12 protein-coding genes are annotated in these 19,017 nt (G+C 65.3%); 2 read left to right on the top strand and 10 right to left on the bottom strand.

Annotation, left to right across the window (positions count from 1 at the left end):
• Window positions 1-28 precede the first annotated feature (28 nt).
• From EXR94_03760 to EXR94_03725, 8 genes are all read right to left on the bottom strand, one after another.
• The gene (locus tag EXR94_03760) at window positions 29-1,804 is read right to left on the bottom strand and encodes a hypothetical protein (GenBank protein MSR01845.1); all 1,776 of its coding nucleotides are present in this window, start codon (window positions 1,802-1,804) and stop codon (window positions 29-31) included.
• Window positions 1,735-3,867: a penicillin acylase family protein gene (locus tag EXR94_03755; protein ID MSR01844.1), complete on the bottom strand. Its 2,133-nt coding sequence runs from the start codon at window positions 3,865-3,867 to the stop codon at window positions 1,735-1,737. Before EXR94_03755 ends, EXR94_03760 begins: the two co-directional genes overlap by 70 nt.
• Complete coding sequence (locus EXR94_03750; protein ID MSR01843.1) at window positions 3,864-5,624, bottom strand: CocE/NonD family hydrolase; 1,761 nt, start codon at window positions 5,622-5,624, stop codon at window positions 3,864-3,866. The genes EXR94_03755 and EXR94_03750 overlap by 4 nt, the downstream gene beginning before the upstream one ends.
• A 2-nt stretch (window positions 5,625-5,626) precedes the next feature.
• Window positions 5,627-7,357: a CocE/NonD family hydrolase gene (locus tag EXR94_03745; protein MSR01842.1), complete on the bottom strand. Its 1,731-nt coding sequence runs from the start codon at window positions 7,355-7,357 to the stop codon at window positions 5,627-5,629.
• Window positions 7,338-9,500 carry a S9 family peptidase gene (locus EXR94_03740; GenBank protein ID MSR01841.1) on the bottom strand — a complete coding sequence of 721 codons (2,163 nt, stop codon included), beginning with the start codon at window positions 9,498-9,500 and terminating at the stop codon, window positions 7,338-7,340. Before EXR94_03740 ends, EXR94_03745 begins: the two co-directional genes overlap by 20 nt.
• Before the next feature lie 182 nt (window positions 9,501-9,682).
• Complete coding sequence (locus EXR94_03735; GenBank protein ID MSR01840.1) at window positions 9,683-10,012, bottom strand: hypothetical protein; 330 nt, start codon at window positions 10,010-10,012, stop codon at window positions 9,683-9,685.
• 176 nt (window positions 10,013-10,188) lie between these two features.
• Window positions 10,189-11,508 (bottom strand): amidohydrolase, encoded by a 1,320-nt coding sequence (locus tag EXR94_03730; GenBank protein ID MSR01839.1) that lies wholly within the window; start codon window positions 11,506-11,508, stop codon window positions 10,189-10,191.
• Window positions 11,505-12,269, bottom strand: coding sequence for an SDR family oxidoreductase (locus tag EXR94_03725; GenBank protein MSR01838.1), 765 nt, complete (start codon window positions 12,267-12,269; stop codon window positions 11,505-11,507). Before EXR94_03725 ends, EXR94_03730 begins: the two co-directional genes overlap by 4 nt.
• A 23-nt stretch (window positions 12,270-12,292) precedes the next feature.
• On the opposite strand from EXR94_03725, the gene EXR94_03720 reads away from it, so the two are divergent.
• Window positions 12,293-13,201 carry an MBL fold metallo-hydrolase gene (locus tag EXR94_03720; GenBank protein MSR01837.1) on the top strand — a complete coding sequence of 303 codons (909 nt, stop codon included), beginning with the start codon at window positions 12,293-12,295 and terminating at the stop codon, window positions 13,199-13,201.
• Window positions 13,202-13,217: 16 nt separating this feature from the next.
• Window positions 13,218-14,462 (top strand): S58 family peptidase, encoded by a 1,245-nt coding sequence (locus tag EXR94_03715; protein ID MSR01836.1) that lies wholly within the window; start codon window positions 13,218-13,220, stop codon window positions 14,460-14,462.
• Here the strand turns inward: EXR94_03715 and EXR94_03710 are convergent.
• Both EXR94_03710 and EXR94_03705 read right to left on the bottom strand, forming a co-directional pair.
• On the bottom strand, window positions 14,459-18,097 hold the full coding sequence (locus EXR94_03710; protein MSR01835.1) for an aminopeptidase: 3,639 nt from the start codon (window positions 18,095-18,097) through the stop codon (window positions 14,459-14,461). The genes EXR94_03715 and EXR94_03710 overlap by 4 nt on opposite strands.
• A gap of 9 nt (window positions 18,098-18,106) precedes the next feature.
• Window positions 18,107-18,985 (bottom strand): ABC transporter ATP-binding protein, encoded by an 879-nt coding sequence (locus EXR94_03705; protein ID MSR01834.1) that lies wholly within the window; start codon window positions 18,983-18,985, stop codon window positions 18,107-18,109.
• Window positions 18,986-19,017: the final 32 nt, after the last annotated feature.

Below are 19,017 nucleotides of genomic sequence, written 5' to 3'. Positions count from 1 at the left end.
ATACTCGGCTTCGCGCGACCCGCCCCGCCTACCGCCGCCACGACAAATCGGTCCCGGCCGGTGCCCTGCTGGCGATGTGTTCGGCCATGATGCCCATCAGATCGGCATTGCTCCAGGGCTGCCAGCCATGCCCCTTCATCGGCCGCCCATACCCAAACGCGCCGCCGTAGTAGGGGTTCGTGGTACTCTCGAGGAACTCCTCCAAGAGATAGACCGACGGGGCCAGGTAGAAGTGGTCCATGTCACCGGTGTAGACGTGGAGTTTGCCCACCAAGCTCGGTCCGACCTTGCCCCAGTTCTGCTTCAAGTAGTAGCCGAGGTCGTACCCGTTATCCCGCATGTAATGAGCAACCTCCCGGTCGAGGTCACCGGTCGACAGGTCCCAGAGCCGGCGCGGATAGCCGTCCGTTCCGACCGGACCGTAGGTCACATTCCAGGCATCAATCTGCCCGGCGGAACGGCCCTTGGTGCCTTGGGTCTGCTCCATCCGCGAGAGCTCGCGGACGTTGCCCATTGGCTGCCCGAGCGGATTCATCTGAAACGGGCGTTCGGGCAAACCATACGGCGTGTTGGGGACCCGGAACGCGCTGGTGTCCTCATAGATATTGGCCAGCTGATACCGCCGGAAATCGACCGGATCGGGATAGAACGTCCAGGTCCCGCCATAAAACTCGGGATAGTGCACTTGAAGCGCCAACGAGATCCAACCGCCGGTCGATCCCCCGGTCATCACGCGGGCAAACGGTTGGCCGATCATCCGGAAGCTCCGCTCCAAGTACGGAATCAACTCCTGGTGGATCGCATCACCGTAGGGACCGTTGTTCGCCGAGTTGACGCCATAGGAGTCATCGAAGAACGGGGTGGGATGATTGAGTTTGACCGCAATCAGCCGCGGAAAGCTGTCGGTCCGCCACGCTCGGCCGAAGTCGTAGCCGCTTTCCCGCTTGCCGCCGGCTTCCCGGCCCATCTGGGCAAACAACTGGGGTCCGGGGTTGGGCGGCTCGGTCGTAAATCCAAACGGAGCGTCCAGGCTGAAGTGGTCCTGGTGAAACACGACCGGGTACCTGGCGCTGGGGTTCCGGTCATACCCGCGCGGGAGCAGTACGGTAGCACCGAGGTACATCGGGTGTCCCCACCACCGAGACAGGATCTCGCTCTTGATCTTGATATGCTTGACCCATTCGTTATCCAGCGGCTCGGCGATCGGACTTACGATCTTGGTCAAGCTGAGCCGAATCGGCCGAGGGCTCTTGGGGTCGACCCGGATCCGGATCGCTTCGCTGTAGAGGTTTCCCGGCGAGAACGCCCAGCGTTGGCCTTCCCATTGATCCATATGGGCCCAGATGGTGTGGCCATCTGCCCGGGCAAATTTGGTGTAGACGTTCACGATGGCCTGGACCCAGTACTCGCCGGCCGGCAGCTGCTTCAGGCGCTGGTAGGGAAAGCCAATGGCGCGGGCATCGACGACAGCGGCCCGCCCCGGGGCGAGTTGTTCGAGGTCGATTGCGAAGAACGGCACCCGCCCGTCCCGCTGCCGGGCCGAGTTGTAGGCGGCGATCCGGGGCTCGGGGTCTGCACTCGCGGCGAGCCCGATGAAGAGCCGCCCGGTCAGCGGTTCGCTGCGAACCCCGGCAGGTACCGACACTTCGAATCGGAGCCCGCCCTGCGCTGCGCCGGGTCCGGCCGTCATGGTGACCAACCCGCCAATCAGGGCCCATGCTGTCCGGTGACGCATCATCGTTTCTCCTCGCCGGGCCGGTAGGCCTGTTCCAGATTGGTTTGAATGTCTTTCATTGACAACCATGCGGGTTTGAACTGGCCCTTGGCAAAGAGCGGGGCCTGGTCAAAAAAGTGCTTCGATCGAGCGTCGCCGCTTTGCCCAAACGGGGTGATCGACCGGGACCGGACCTTCGGCCCAAACTCGACCACGGAAACATAGGCCGAGCCATTGACGGCATAGCGCCGCTTCATGCCGGCCGGCTGCTGGGTGCCGATCGCGAAAATTGTCCCGACCAGCCCGCCGTCGGCTGAGGGCAACCCCAGACTCGGCCGGTCGTCGCGGTACGATTCGCCGTCCCGCTCCCGAGGACGTTGGAGACGCTGGACGTCGCCCATCGGGACCTCGGCCGTGCCAAAGTCACGGACCAAGCCCGCCCGGACGGCCTCGAGCGCGGCGATCCGAAACCACGTGGTCGTGTCGGCTCGGGCCGAGCGAGGAGCAGCCACTCGCTGGTAGAGCGTAAACCACAGCGCGGGGACCGACTCGACCCGCCCGTACCGGTCCCACCCGCCGAGTCCTGTCACCATCGACTGGATCACCGCGGCCCGGGCGGGGTCGACCGCAACCAGCTGCTGCCACTCGTGGACCAGCAGCGGCACCTCACGTTCCGCCGCGTAGAAATAGGTATCAAACGCCATGGCTGCCCACTGGTCGAACGTAAATCGCCCCGGTTGCGTCAGCAGGCGCCGGGAGGCCCGGGCTCGCCAGTTGTCCGGATGCATGGCGATGTAGCGGGGGTAGTCGGTCCGTTTCGGGTTGGCGTCCTCGGTGGTCGTAAGGAAGGGTGTCGAGTTGGTGTTCTGCATCCACCCGGAGGGCGGGTTCAGTACTTGCGGCATGTCGGCCGGCGTGTGGTATCCCTGCCAGTCGGTCCGGGGATCGGTGCCATCGACCGGTTTCGACCAATCGAAGGTCGGGTCCCGCTTCGGCACGGTCCCGGCATGAATGAAGAAAATGTTGCCTGCCGTATCGGCGTACATCACGTTGTGGTAGGTCAGCCCGTTGATGTCGAGGGCCTGCTTGAACTCGGTGAGGTTCCGGGCCTTTCCCATGGCATACCATTGCTGGAACAAGCCGCCGTGGTCGACGTTCCCGAAATTGACCGCCAACTGTTTGCCGCTCCGCTCGCCGAGGATCGGCCCGTGGTGGGTCTTCCGGAGGGTAACCGCTCGGGTTTCGAAGCCGGCTGCGGTCTTGACCCGGAGGGAGTCGCGCCACTCGATGGCCAAGCGGTGTCCGCTCCCATGCCGGTACGCCAGGGGACGGGCCGGGTCATCGAAGACCTCCTCCCAGATGTCGGCCATGTCCGAGCTGTTGACTGTGAGGGCCCAGCCCAGATGCTCGTTGTGGCCCTTCACCGGAATCGCAGTCTGGGCGTAGGCGGTCAAGCCGCTCAGGTTCCAGCCTTCGTCGCTGATCCAGTGGCTCTCGTACACGGGCAGCAATGGCGTATGGGGGTTCACGAACAGCATCGGATACCCCGAGGCGCTCTTGGCGGCGCTGACCGCCCACATGTTGGAGCCCTCCCCCTCGGGTCGGGCGGCCGGCAGGACGATCTTGGCCAGCGATCGGAGGTCAACATCGGCTGCCTCCGGCGAAATCGCGAAGGACCGATACATGGTGAACAGCATCCAACCCTGATAGCGGATCGAGACCTTCGGCGTGATCTCAGGGTGCTTGAACAGAAAATAATTGGTGCCGTCGGCCCAGGCGTCAGCCAGCGCCCGGATGGCCGGGGTGGCCGCCGCGTATTCCTCCTGGCCCAGCCGTTCAAACTCGAACGCCCGGAAGAACACGTCCCACCCGACCCCATCCTCACCGCTCTGTTCAGCCTGGCGGCCGAGCGACTGGATGTAGGCGGCTTCGGTCTCCTGGAACCGATCCTCCGACCGGGCGTAGGCCATCCCGAACATTACCTCCGCGTCGGTCTTGCCTTGGACGTGCGGGACGCCGTAGGTATCGCGATAGATGGTGACCCGACTGACCCGCTGGCGCCACCGGCCCCGGTCGGCCGCAGTCGGCTGGGTTGATTGGGCCGCCAAAGGCAGCGTCCACCAGAGGAGCACGAGCAGAAGCAGCGGCTTCATGGGCGCCTCGATCGGAGAATGTCCGGGCCGACCACCGGGAGCAGCAGCCGGGACGCCCGCTGGCCCTCATGCAGGACCAGTTGGCGGGCGACTCGAAACCCGGTATCGGTTGCGACCGGGTTACCGGTGTTTTGATTGGGATTGAACTCCGGAACGGCGGCGCTCGCCACCTCGAGTTGCACCCGGTGACCGGGCAGAAAGGTATGCCCGATGTCATAGAGGTCGAGTTCGAGCTTGGTTGGTTTGCCCGGAATCAGCGGCACCTCGCGGTCGAACCCATAGCGGTACCGAGCCCGGAAGATCGCGGTTCTGGGTCCGATCATGATGGAGCGACCATCCGGAAACACGTCGATCAGTTTGGCGGTGAAATCGGTATCCAGGGCGTCCGTCGCCATGTAGAGCTCGAGTTTCACCCGGCCCAGGACGTTTAAAGGCCGGTCCAACACCTCCGACGTATACACCAACACATCGTTCCGGCCATGGGTGGCCCTCTGGTCAAACCCGGCCTGCTGAGTGGATCCGGGGGTCGGGTTCCGAGGGTCGTAGCTATAGCGATCCGGTGGTTCGAGCCCAGGCGGCCGCCAGTCGAGCCGTCCATCACCTCGGCCGGAGTTGGCGTTGCCGCCGCTCCGGAGGTACATCGCGCGCGGCCGGGGCCGGGTCGGCGGGTATTCAGAAAAATCCGCCCACTGATTGGAGCCGGTGATGAAAACCCTGGCCCTCGGATAGTCGAAGGTTGGGGTGGCGCCCTTCAGGCAATACTCAAACCATGCCAACTGAATTGGCCGGTAGTCCACCACGCCCGCCGGGCCCCACTCCAACGCTCCGATCTTCTCGGCGCCGCCGGTCCAGGTCTGCTCATGGTTCCACGGCCCGACCAGGAGGTACTGCTGGTCTTTGACGCCCGACTTGGTTCGCATCCCCCGCCAGTAGAACAGCGCCCCGGGCTGGTTCGCGTCGAACCATCCGGTAATCGTGAGCGTCGGCACGGTCGCAGCCGCAAAATCGAGGTCGAAATACTGGAGTCTCTGCCAGTAGGCGTCGAGCGTGGAATGGTCCAGGAAATCCCGATAAATCGGCAAGCTCCGGCCCATCACGGAATCGAGGGTTCGCAAGGGCCGGTGCTTGGCGAGCTTGGCCCAATCAATCGAGGCCGGATCGATTCGCTCCTTGCCGAACCGGTTGAGCCAACTCAAGACCCAGTCGACACTGAACGCCCCGCCGACATAGGGGAGCTCGTTGAAGTAGAGTCCGCCCGCGGCGGTCGGCGCCATACACACCAAATGGGGCGGCTTGGTCCGGGCGGTTACCCATTGCGCTGCGCCCGAGTACGAGAGCCCCATGCTCGCCACCTTGCCATTGGCCCACGGTTGCGCGGCGCTCCATTCAATGGTGTCGTAGCCGTCGTTGATTTCCTGGAACAGGAACCCGAAGGTACCCTCCGAGTCGCTGGTACCCCGGACATCTTGGACCAGCACCGCATACCCCCGACCGGCGAAATACTCGCCGAGCCCCTTGGCATCCAGCCAGTCGGCCCGGCGGGAGTACGGCGTCCTGATGGTAATGACCGGGTACCGGCCGGGGGCAGCCGGCAACCACAGATCGGCGATCAGCTTGGTTCCGTCGCGCATCGGAACTCCGACGGCATCGCGCCGCCGGATCGGGGCCTGGGCGTCGAGCGCGCCCGGCACCAGCGCGAGGATCGAACCGAGCAACCAAGCCGCCAAGGCGGCCCGTCCTGGATCGCGGCCTTTCATGCCTACCTCGTCAAAGAGACTACCGGGAGCAAGAGCCGTGACGGCCGAGCCCGGTCGTGGTAGACGGATTGCGTAGCAACCCGCCAAGTCGTGTCCGTCGCGATCGGTCGGCCGGTATTGGGATTGGCATCGATGTAGGGGAAGGCGCTACTCGAGATCTCGACCCGAATCCGATGTCCGGCAAGGAAACTGTGCCCGACATCGGCCAACTCGATCCGCACCGGCGTGGCTTTGCCGGGTACCAACAGATCCTGCCGCTCGGGGCCGTTCCGGTACCGGGTCCGGATCACCCCGGTGGCTACTGGGCCCAAGAGCACCGCCTGCCCGTCGGGAGCCACGTCCACCAGTTTGGCCGTGAAGTCCGTATCGAGCGCGTCGGACGCAATCGTAAGTTCGACGAACACGCGCCCGAGCACGTGCACGGGATGGTCAAGGGCCGGAGTGGTATACACCAAGACATCGGAACGCCGCTCGATCTCCCGTTGATCGGTGGCCGGCTCGCTACTCGGCACCGGGCGTCTCGGATCGTACTCGAACCGGTCGGGCGGGTCATCGCTCGGCGCCTCGATCGACAGGGCCCCGTCGCCCTCGAGACTGTTGGCCCGCCCGCCGCTCCGGAAATAGTACGACCGCGTTTCGGTCCGCTCCAGCGGGTAGCGGTCGCTCTCGACCCACTGGTTGCTACCCATGACATAGACCCGAACTCGGGGCTCATCGAACCGCGGGCGCGTCTGCTTGAGGCACCAATCGAAGAACTTGATCCGGAGCTCTTGAGTCTTGATGATCGCGGCGGAGTCAAACCGGAACGCGCCCACGCTAAGTCCGCCGCCCAAGTAACTCCCGACATGGGTCCAGGGGCCGATGACGAGGAAGTTGTCCCCCGCCCCGCCGGGACGTCGAGACATCCCATCCCAATACGACAGCGCGCCGCTCTGATCGCCGTCGAACCAGCCGGTGAAGGTGAGGGTTGGAATCGTGATTCTCGCAAAGTCTTGATCGGTGAAATGGATTCGCTTCCAATACGCATCGAGGGTTCCGTGGGCCAGGAATTGTTGATAGAGCCGCATCGGTCGGCCCATCAACGTGTCGAGACGTACCAGCGGCCGCTGGACGAGGAGAGAGTCCCATTGGATCAGGCCGTTCAGGGCGCCCTGTTCAACCCGGCCCGACGTCATATTGAGCCACGAAAGGGCCCAATCCAATCGGAAGGCGCCGCCCTGATAGGGGATTTCATCGAAGAGGCGCCCCGAGGACACCGAGGGAATCATGCAGGACAAATGCGGCGGCCGTTCCCGAGCGGCCAGCCACTGAACGGTGCCCAGGTACGACCCGCCGTCGGTGCCGACTCGGCCGTTGGACCAAGCCTGGGCCGCGATCCACTCAATGGTATCGAATCCGTCTCGCCCCTCCGGGAAATAGAAATCGAACTGGCCCTCGGAGTCGCCGCGCCCCCTGGTATCCTGGACGACAACGGCGTAACCCGCCTTGACGTAGTTGGTCAGCCGATACCGGGTGAACTGAGACGTCTTGTCGTAAGGCGTTCGGAGCAGGACGGTCGGAAACCGGCCGCGACCATCCGGGACCCACACATTGGCCACCAATCGAACGCCGTCCCGCATCGGAATCGGGACCCCAAATCGATTGATCGTTTGCGTCGCGGCTGGTTCGGCGCCAAGGCCGAGACTCGCCGCGACAAGAATCCCACCCCAGATGCTATTGCCACAGTGCCGCACGACTCGCCTCCCAGCCTTCCGGCCGCAAGTGTTCCAGGAAATAACTGACCGTCGTCTTGAGCCCGTGGATCCCGTCCGCACCGCCGAGCACGTGGTCGCCGTTCGGATAGACCGCCATGTCAAACGGCCGCCCGGCGTCAATCAGTTTTCGCGCCAGTTGCATGGTATTGGCGACCACGGCATTGTGATCGTTGGTGCCATAGAAGATCAGGAGCCGGCTCCGGAGGGTTGCAGCCAGGCCCAACACATCACCCTTCTCGTAGCCGTCGGCGTTGGCGTCCGGCGTCCGCATGATCCGGCCGATATACTGTCGGGGTCCGTTCCGAAGATCGGTAATCGGCGCCCCGGTCACGCCCACCTGGAACACGTCGGGATACCGAAGCACCATCATCAGGGTCAAATACCCGCCGTGCGAAATCCCGGTCACGCCAATCCGCGTCGAGTCGACGTACGGGCGCCGCCCCAACTGGCGGACGGCGGCCGCTTGGTCATCGACATCGACCTGTCCCATCCGAAGGTAGTTGCCCGACTGGAACGCCTTGCCCCGGCCGAGGGTGCCCCGGGCGTCGACCTCGAAGACCAGAAAGCCAAGCTGCGCGAGTGCCGCCCGGAAATCGGTGGTCTCGAACCGATCGCGAATGGCCTTGGTATGGGGGCCGCCGTAAACCGACACGATGACCGGGTAGCGCTTGGCCGGATCGAAGTCGGCCGGGCGAAAGAGCATCCCCTGGATCGGGGTCACGCCGTCGGCCCCGCGGAGGGTCAGGAGTTCCGGGGGCGTGAGTCCGAGTGCCGTGAGCCGGGCCGGATCCGATGTCGCCATCGAGCGGAGCGCCGTGCCGTCAATGGCCCGCATCGTGACCGAAGGAGGGGTGCGGAGCGAGGAGTGCCGGTCGACGAACGCGGTCTGATCGGGACTGAGCGACACCTCGTGCCAGCCCGAGTCCCGGGTCACTTGGGTGAGGCCGGTCCCATCAAGTCGAACCCGGAACAGGTGCTGCTCGAGTCCGAGGTTGGTAACGCCCGTGAAAAAGACGATCCCGGCTTTTTCATCGATGCCCACGACCTCGTTTACGACCCATTCGCCCGAGGTCAACTGCCGGAGCTTCCGGCCCTGCCGGTCGTAGAGCGCGAGGTGACGCCATCCGGAACCTTCAGAGCTCCAGAGAAATCGTCCGTCGGCGAGGACTCGAAAATTATTGGGCGGATCGAGATAGGTCGCGCTGGTGTCGACCAGCCAGGTGCGGGTCACCCCGGTCCGAGGATCGAAACCGGTGAGCTCGAGCCGGTTCTCGAACCGGCTGACCACCTGGTAGGTCAACTCGGATCCGTCCGGCACCCACTCGAGATCGCGAAGGAACGGCATGGCCGGATTCCCCTGGGCTACGACGACATCTCGTTTCGTTCCGACGTCGTAGACGTGAAGCTCCAGCGGGGGGTCGGGGTCCACCGTAAACGGATACCGAAACCGTTCGACCGTGGCCTTCCGATCGAGGTCGCGGAGGATCGGATACTGGTGGAAGCCCCGTTGGTCGGCCTTGAGGTAGGCGATCCGCCGTCCGTCGGGCGACCACACGAACCACGGCCCCGCCCCCAGGAACCCGATCAGGTTGTCCTCCGAGGTCCCTCGGGCGATCTGTTCCTCGGCCCCGGTCTCGGTGTCGAGCAGAAAGAGATTGTCGTAGTCGCGGATGAAGGCGTAGTGTCGCCAGGTCGGCGAATACTTGCCGGGCTCGGCGGTGGCCAAATCGAGCGGACCGACTTTCGCGGGCACGGCCAGGCGGTGAAGCCGCAGGGAGTCGGTGGCAAACAGGTACGGCCGGCCGCCGGATTCGAAGCGGATCGCCGTACCGTTTCGTTCGAGGTCAAACCGGGTGAACGGCAAGTCGGGGCCCGGAAACTCCGCCCGGAGCTTGGCCACGACCGCGGCCGTGAACACCGGTGCCCGGGCCCCAGTCCGGGGGGTTATCGCAACGAAACCGCCCTGGCCGGACGCCTCATCGAGGTAACCCAGAGACCCCGGTAGCCAGCGCACCGCCTGCACCCCGGTGGTCCCGAGCACTTCCCCCTTGAGCATCGACCCGAACAGGGCCACCTTCGACTCCTGCCCCGAGAGGCCTCCCGGTTGGGTGCCAAGGAGCACTGCACCAATTACCCACGTTCTTGCCTTCATGTTCCCTCCCGAACGGATTGGCGCGAGCCCCGAGCGTGTGCCCCTTCGCGAGTTGGCAACGGGGTGGGCAGTCTGGAGATTAACGGGCCTGGGGGTGGGGTGGAAAAACCCCGCCATTGAGGCGGGGTCGCTGGGCAATGACCGGCGGGGGACTACTCCTCGGAGCCGCCTCTGACCCGGCTCCGGCGCCAGGAATGAGGCTTCTCCGCCGTCGGGAGCGACGGCCCCACCACCTGCGTGGCCCCCGCCGTGAACACGTTGTCATCGAGCCATCCGACCAGTTGGGCGTCGATCGACTCCGGGAGCTGCCCGAGCTCGTGCGGCAACACCGCCGTCCGTTTGCCCTCGTTCATCAAAAACCACATGGCGGGAAGCTCGGTTTCGCCCCGGCGATCGTTGGCGAGCCGGCCCTCATAGGCCACGAAATGGAAATCTCGACCATGGTGCCGGATTCGGCGCTGTTCGGATTTGAATTGGGACATCGGCGATCTCGGTGGGAGTCCTGCGGCGACCAGCCCCGGAAAAGCCGGCGTCGGTCCATCCACATCAAAGCCACGGGGATAATCTAACCCCGTCGGGGCCCGGCTCCCACCCCGGGCCATTCTCGGACCCCGCCTCCCGACGACCCGGCTCGCCGTTAGGCAGATTCGACCCGGGGCTATTCGAGGGTGATTCGATAGAGCCGCGCCGCGTTGTCCCGCATGACCAGGCGGGCGATGTCGTAGGCGCGGTCGCGGGAAATCTCCCCGTCGGCCATCATGCCGGAAAGGGCCATGGCGAGGCCCTTCCGTCCGGCCACACTCCCGAGCCAGCCCCACTCCTCCCACCCGACCACCTCGTCGTTCGGATACGCATCGGACCCAAACAGGATCCGGTCGGGATAGGCACTCAGCCATTCGCGGAGCACGCCCGCCAAGGTATGCGCGGTCAGCATGTTGCTCAGAAACGAGAAATCCGCATACACGTTAGGTCTGGCAAACAGCGACATCGTGTTCCGGGTATTCGGCCAGCCGCCGTGGACGATCACGAAGTTCGTCCGCCGAAGAGAGGAGTCGTTGAGCGCCGGCTCGAGCAACAGCGGATCGCTGCCGGCGGCCTCGAAGTATCCACCCGCGCCGTCCGCGGAGTGGATATGCACCGCCATCCCGAGCCGCCCGGCCTCGCGGCCGATGTACCGGAACAGGTAGTCCTGCAGCGGCCGGTACCGCGCCGGCGAGGGAGCCCCGCCGGTCCGGTAGCGGTCATACACTGCCCCCGCGTCCGTGGCGGACGCTGCGCCAAAATCGAGTTTCCGGAGATAGGCCGCCTCGAACTTCACTGCCACCGCGCCGCCCGCCGCCATCCGTTCAAGCGTCGGGGTCACCACTCGGCTGAGATACGCCCCGAACGTGGCCGGCAACGACTTGACGCCGAGATCCCCGAGGTAGCGCCGAAGGTTCTTCTCGGTTTTCGGAAACAGGTCGGCTCGGTCCGGCGTGGTCTGAAGGGCCTTGGTATCGAGCGGGAACAGCAACGGGTCGACAAACGACACCCACCGGAATCGGCGCGACGTCACGCCCCGGTCGAGCGCCATGCGGTTAGCCAATTGGACCCCGATCCCGAGCCGGTCGAGCACCCAAGCCGGGTAGTTGTCGCCCTGCTCCGCCTTGGCCTTGCTCTTCAGGGCCTTGAGCTCGGTCAGATGGGACTCCGATCGGTCGGTATAGCGGTACCCGTAGAGGTCCCGCCAGGCCTCGACCAACTCCGGATTGTCCGCCGACAAGCGGAGTGGAAACGCAAACGGCGGAAAGCCGTCGATCGGCAAAGCATCGAAATCCCGGTCGCCCGGCGCGGTCGACACCGGATGGGCATGATTGTCGATGGCCCTGAGACCGCGAACATAGGCGAAGAGCGCCGAGTCGATCGGCGTTTGGGCCGCCGCCCCGGCCACCGCTGCCGTCAGGAGCCAGCCCGTAACCAGCGCGGTCCGGCTCATCATTCTTCCCACTCCGCGTTCCCATCGACGGCGATTTCCTGGCCGGAGATGTGCTTGGCCTGATCGCTGGCCAGAAACGCGCAGAGATCGGCGATTTCGTCCATCTCAATCCAGGTCCGCATCGAAACGTATTGGAGGGCTTCCTGTTCCAATTGCGCCGCCGGAATGCCCTTGTCGGCCGCCACCTTGGCCAACACCCCCCGGCCCCGGGCGTTGTTCATGAACCCCGGCAACACCGTGTTGCAGCGAATGTTCCAGGGACCCAGTTCACGAGCGCAGTTCTTGGTCAGGCCCAGCACCCCGACCTTGCCGGCCACGTAGGCGGCACGCTTCGGGAGCATCGTCCGCGCCGAACTCGTCGACAGGTTGATAATGCAACCGCTCCGCTGCTTTTTCATGTGGGGCACGGCGTTCTTGATGGTGTAGAACATCCCGCCCAGATTGACTCGAATGCAGTGGTCCCACTCGTCGTAGTCGAGGTCCTCGATGAACCCCCTTGGGCCGGCAATGCCGTGGTTGTTGATCAGGACGTCGATGCCGCCCATCCAGCCGAGGGCTTCGGCGAACAGCGCCTCGACCTGCTTCGGCTGGCCGACATCGGCCACGCTGCCCCTGGCCCCCGGCAACGTAGCCCTGGCGGCTTCCACCGCTTGCGGATTGACATCGCAGATATGGACCTGGTGGCCATCGGCGACGAACCGCCGGGCAATCGCCAGTCCAATGCCTGAGGCTGCCGCCGTAATCAGAATCCGCTGCGCCATGATTGCCGACTCCTTAGATTTCTTCGATGACCCTCACTGACACCACGATCGACGTCCGCCACCTTGGGCGAGAAACGTACGTCGCCTCCCAGCTCTTGGCCACCGACGCCGGCCCCGTTCTTCTCGATACCGGGCCCGGATCAACCCTCGAGACCCTGACCGCGGAACTCGGCCGCCTCGGCGTCCGAATCCAAGATCTCCACGCCATTCTGCTCACGCACATTCACTTCGATCACGCCGGCGCCACCGGGCTCCTGGTGGACCAAAACCCCAACCTCGTGGTCTATGTCCACGAACTCGGGGCCAAACACCTCATCAGTCCGGCCAAATTGGTGGCCAGCGCCACCCGCGTCTTTGGCGCCGACATGGACCGGTTGTGGGGCCCGTTCTTACCGGTGCCGGCGGCTCAAGTCCGCCCCCTGGTGGGCGGCGAGACCATTCGAGTGGGGAACCGGCGGTTCGATGTCCTCCATACCCCGGGGCATGCCGTGCATCACGTGGCGTACTACGATGTGGCCGACCGCACAGCCTATGTCGGCGACTGTGGCGGGATCCGATTACCGCAGCTGCCGGCCACCATGCCGGTCACCCCGCCACCCGACTTTCACCTCGATGACTGGCTCGCGAGCATCGACCGGATTGAGGCCTGGGCACCTCGTCGGCTCTTCAGCACCCACTACGGCTTTCACGAAGATCCCCCGACCCAGTTCGCCGACCTCCGGCGAGGCCTCCATGAGTGGACTGAAGCAGCCCGCCGTCTGCTCATGGAAGATCTACCCGACGAGGTCCGGGCTGACCGGTTCGATGAACACGTCACCCACTGGCTGGCCGGCAAGGCCGACCCAGCGGCCGTCCAGGCCGCCCGGGAGTTCTCCGGGTTTCGAGCCAGCTACCACGGCCTGGCCTGGTACTGGAAGAAGAAGCTCGAATTGTAACGCCGAAAGGACCCCCATGAGATTCCTCCTCCTGCTCACGGTGCTTGTCGCTCCCCTCGCCGCCCAGTCCCGGCCTCGTGGTCGCGACCTCGGCATTCCCTTCCCCGGGCGCCCTGGTCCCGCCAACGCGATCACCGACGTACCCGGCGTCGCGGTCGGACACGCCACCATCATTCGGGGCTCGGGCAAGTTGATCCCCCACCAAGGGCCGGTCCGCACCGGGGTGACCGCGATCCTTCCTCGGCCCCGCGGCGACTGGGACTTCGTGATGGCGGCGACCTTCAACCAGAACGGCAACGGCGACATGACCGGGACCAATTGGGTCAAGGAATCGGGCTTCCTCGAGGGCCCGATCCTGATCACCGGGACCCACAGTGTCGGCACCGTCCGGGACGCCGCGATTCAATGGCAACTGGCCCGGGGCCGCGAGCTCCTGTTCACCTATCCGCTGGTGGCGGAGACCTTCGATTTCCTCAACGACGCCAACGGCGAGCACGTCAAGCCTGAGCACGCGTGGGCGGCCCTCGACAGCGCCCGGACCGGTCGGGTGGTCGAAGGGGCGGTAGGGGGCGGGACCGGGATGGGGTGCAACGGCTTCAAGGGCGGCATCGGGACCTCGTCCCGGGTGGTCCAGGTCGATTCGGCCACGAGTTTCACGCTAGGCGTCCTGGTCCAGTGCAACTTCGCCGGCGACCTCCACATCCTCGGGGCGCCGGTAGGCCGGGAGATCACCGACCTCCGGATCTGCACGGTGCTGGACGGACCGTTGAGCCGGCCGTGGACCCGGGGCATCCGCCGGTGCGACGGGGGTGGGGGTGGCGATGGGCGTGGGGCCGGTGACGAGCCCGCCGACGGACCGTTAGGCCGAGGCTCGATCATCGTCGTGGTGGCGACCGACGCGCCGCTCCTGCCGCATCAGCTGGAGCGGGTCGCTCGGCGGGTGGGCATGGGGCTGGGCCGGTTGGGGAGTTGGGCCGCCAACGGGTCGGGCGACTTATTTCTCGCGTTCTCGACCGCCAATCGGGAGGACGCAAGGGCCGCGGGCTACGCCGGCGGGATCGCCCCGATCGCGACGATCAAGATGCTCGAGAACGATCGGATCGACGGATTCTTCCAATCCACGATCGACGCAACTGAAGAGGCGGTCGTGAACGCGATGCTCGCATCGGAGACGATGACGGGGGCGGACGGGATCCGGCTCTACGGACTGCCGGGGGACCGGGTGGTGGCGGCGCTCAAGAAGTACGGCCGGATGCCCTAAGGCACCACGGCACTCTCCACCCTCGCCACGTTGTCGCTGGGATGGCGGTCCACGTACTTGTTGTAGGGGTCGACCCCCGCGAACTTGGGCTCCTGATCGACGACGACGGTGAGCGTCTGCCGACCGCTGCGCACGCGCCCTCGTTCCACCGACAAGACGCTCGCCTTGGTGTAGCCCGTCGTGCCCGGCTCGGCCGCGAATACTCCAATGTCGAAGGCTTCGTCGAGAACGGCCTCGGTCTCGACGCCCTTGCCGTCCGCGTAGAGCTTCCGGGCCTCGACCTCAATCTCCACGTTCCACTTGCCATCCGGCCGCTGGCTGGAACGCGCGCTGGCGACCTTGAGATCGTAGAGCGTGATCTTCTCAAACAGGTCCGTGATGAGCTGCTGATGCTCGGGCCCCGCCTCGGCCCGCAGGCGACTCACCAGTTCGAGCGACCGTGGATACGGCGGGCCCTTGAACGCAAAGTCACGGAGCAGAGCCTGCAGCGCGCGGTTGACCGCCGCCTCGCCGATCTGGTCCTTGAGCAGGTACATGACCAGCGCCCCCTTCTGGTACCCGATGTACGCCTGGCTCTGGCCGTTGACGCGCTGGAGCGGCAACTCCTCGACCGCCTCGCTACCCCGGCCGTTCAAATAGCCGTCGAGCGACCGTTTGAGAAATCTGCGGATGTTCTCCGGCCCATAGAGCCGCTCCATGATCATGAGCGCCGAGTACTGCGCGAGTGTCTCCGAGAGCACCGTCATGCCCTGCATATCGGCGCTCACGACCTGGTGAAACCACCACTGGTGGGCGGTTTCATGCGCGGTGATGTAGGTGACCAAGTCCGCGTTCTCCGGTCTCGACGTGTCGAAGATGAAGCCGGCGGCCTCCGAGTGCGCGATGGTACCCGGGAACGACTGGGCGAAATTGCGGTAGGCTGGGAACTCGACGACCCGGAGCTGCCGGAACTGGAACGGGCTGAAATTCTCCGAGAAGTAGTCCAGCGATTCCTTCATGAGGGCGATCATGCCCTCGACGTTGTAGGCGTGCGCAGGATGATGGTAGACCGCGAGCGCCACGTCCTTCCAGCGATCCTCGCGGACCGCGTACGCGGCCGACTGGATCGAGAAAAAGTTGTGGATCGGCGCCTCGGTGCGAAAGTGCGCGACCCGCCGGCCGTCAGCGACCTTGGTGTCGACCAAGTAGCCGGGCGCCAGGATCGTTTGATCCGCGACCGTGGACACTGTCAGGTCGGCGTTGACCCAGTCGCTGTCGCGCCTGAGGTAATGGAATCCCCGGGCGCCTTCATCCTCGAGCTTCGCCGGTCCGAGATCATCCGGCAGCCCGTACTTGCGGCGCTTGGAGCGACCGCTGATCCGATACTGGCGGTCCACCCCGAGCGAGGGCGTGATCTGCAGGTTATCGAGGAAGGTCCCGTTCGCGACGACCCGGGTCTCGTTGTTCGAGTTGCGGAACCCGTGCTGCTCGCGGACGGTCTCAAAGCGGATCTCGCGCCGCTTGCCGGGTGCGAGGGGTACGTCGAACGTATAGATCCGGTAGTTCATATCCGGCAGCTCGCGCGTCAGGCGGGCGCCGGTGACCTCGAGCGAGCGCATCTGGAGCGCGCCCACGTCGATCGGGCCGATGAATGACTTCACCTCGAGCGCGTGCGGCCATGACACGTGCACCTGGCTCAATGCCGAGTCCGTGCGGTTCTCGATGACGTAGGTGCCGCGGGTGACGACCCTGGGCTCCTCTGGAAAGATGTCGATCGCGAGGGTCACGTCCGTGATCCGCGGCTGCGGTGCGGATGCAAAGGCGGCTCGCGCCTTCTCGTGCGCCGCGAGCCACCGCTCACTGTCGAGGAAGGTCCGATACTCGTTGACGATGTTGGTGTTGTAGTAAATGAACCCGCCGAGGGCCGCCATGACGACGGCGGCGGTGGTCATGATCCACCCCGCCGGCCCGGCCAGCCGGGCCGGGACACCCTTCAGGCGGACGAGCAGTGGCGCAGACACGCCCCGTCGCCACAGCGCGTAGGCGAGTACGGCGAGGACCGTGGCGCCCGCCGTCCAGTACGCGTGGAACCAGGCGGCATACCCGGCGAACGGGCCCTGGCCGTTCATGTCCGAGAGCGGCACCGGCGGGGTCGAGCCATAACGGTAGAGGTTATGCTCGAAACCGAGCCCCGCGAGCGTCAGCTGCGCGACGATGAAGAGCAGCATGACCAAGAGACCCACGAACTTGTGCGGCACGAGGGTCTGGACGAACACCGCGAGCACGGCGTAGAGCACCATGTTGACGAGCCACGGCAGCACATACCACATGAGGTAGTGGCTGAATTCGAACGTGGTGTAGCCCTTGAGCGCCTGGACCGAGACCGCGGCGGCGACGCTGATGAGCGCCGTCGAGAACAGCACGATCGCGATTGCGAGGATCTTCGGCACGAAGAACGCCACATCCGACGCCGGCGTCGCGTCGACGATCTCGTGCACCCGTAGCTCACGGTCGCGCCAGACGAGTTCACCAGCGTAGTAGGCGGCGATAACCAGCGGGATGACCGTAAACTGCTCGATGAGGGTCTGAATCATGACGCGGGTGACCGGGAAGATCGTGCTCACCGAGTCATCGCCGGCCAGCCACAACCCGACGATCGCGTTGATGAACGCGATGCCGAGCATGATCACGTAGGCGGGGCTCCGAAGTGCGGTCAGCATGTCGAATCGGGTCAACGCGGCGAGGGGCCCCCAACCCAAGTCGCGATGCGAAGACGGTCCGGCGGGAAGCCGGCGCGCCGGCGCAACCGCCGGCCCGACGCCCTGCGCCCCGCGGTCCACCTTGCGCCCCTTGGCCAGCCATCGGCGCTCCGGGCGAAACACCCGCCACGCGAACCCGAGCAGGGCAAAACTCACGGCGAGCCAGAACGCGCGGTTCTGGAGCATCGCCCCCTGCATCGGCGGCAACAGCACGTTCCGCTCGCTCGGGGTCCAGTTCCGGGTCACCGCGCGCAGGGCCGACAGACCGAACGGATCGAGCAACGCGGCCGTGGAAGCATACTCAGCTCGCCGGAAGTAAATCACCGTCACGAGGTAGAGCATGATGACGACGAGCGCCCCGATGTAGGTGGCGAACATCGAACGCGCCGCCGTTGCCAAAGCAAAGAGACCCGCGCTCATGATGAATAGCGTCGGCACGCAGAGGACGAAGTACACGTACAGGTAGTCGCCGAGCCGGAAGGGACCGACCGTCTCGGGATCGAGCCACGGCATCGCGGCGCTGATCATGATGCCGAGCGGCACGCTCAGGAACGCGAGGCACCCGGCCCCGAAGGCACCGGTAAAGCGCCCGAACAAGTAGTCGAACCGCGAGAGCGGGGTCGCGTAGATGATCGGACCGAACTGGGTCTCGTCGTCGCGCACCACGACATTCGCCACGAAGGCCGTCACGATGAAGATCGCCCACAGCACCATGACGAAGGAGACCAGCGCGACCGTATAGGGCGAGTTTCGGACCACTTGGCCGCCCCACCCGATCTGGAGATTGTCGGCCCCGACAAGCGAGAAGGTCAGCAGGAAGAAGATCAGGCTAGTGATCCAGAATGCCGGCGACTTGAGCTGGTAGCGCAGCTCGAAGCCCGCAACGTGACGTAGCATGTCAGGGCCTCAAGCCGCGCGGCGCTTGGGCGACAGCGTCGAGAAGTACACGTCCTCGAGCCCGCCTTCAGCGGGCTCGAAGCCCTCGCCGGGATGCTCGTCCGCCAGCACGTGGATCAGGGTGCGGCCGCCAAACAGCCGGGTGGCGATGACCTCGTGGGCCGCCCGGTGCGATTCGAGCTCGGACTTCCCGATCGCCTTGCGCCAGACCCGGCCCCGGAGCTCCGCGATGAGATCGAGAGGTGCGCCTGCGCGCACGATGCGACCGCCGGCGATGATCGCGAGCCGCTGGCACAGGTCCGTCACGTCCTGCACGATGTGGGTCGAGAGGATCACCACGATGTTTTCGGCGGTCTCGGCGAGCAGGTTCAAGAACCGGTTGCTTTCTTCCGGATCGAGACCCGCCGTCGGCTCATCGACGATGAGGAGCTGCGGCTGGCCGATCAGGGCCTGGGCGATGCCAAAGCGCTGCCGCATGCCGCCGGAAAAGCCGGCCAGCGCCTTCTGCCGCACATCGAACAGGTTGACCTGGTGCAGCAGCGCTTCAACGACCTCGCGCCGCTCCCCCCGGGCTCCATAGCCTTTGAGCACGGCCAGATGATCGAGCATCTCGTAGGCCGAGACCCGTGGGTAGACGCCAAAGTCCTGGGGCAAGTAGCCGAGGGTGCGCCGCAGCAGGTCGGGTGTCGCGAGGACATCGATCGAGTCGAAGCGGATCGCCCCCGACGTGGGCACCTGCAAGCTGGCGATGCAGCGCATCAGCGTCGACTTGCCGGCGCCATTTGGGCCGAGGAGCCCGAACATGCCGCGCGGGACATCGATCGACACCGAGTCGAGCGCACGGGTGCCGTTCGGATAGACGTGGGTGAGCTTGTCGATCTGGAGCATTGGAGTCCTCGCAATAGTGGGTAGCGCAGAGC

The sequence above is a fragment of the Gemmatimonadota bacterium genome, from assembly GCA_009692115.1.
Classification (GTDB): Bacteria; Gemmatimonadota; Gemmatimonadetes; order Gemmatimonadales; family GWC2-71-9; genus SHZU01.
This window is presented reverse-complemented; position numbering and strand designations above follow the sequence as displayed.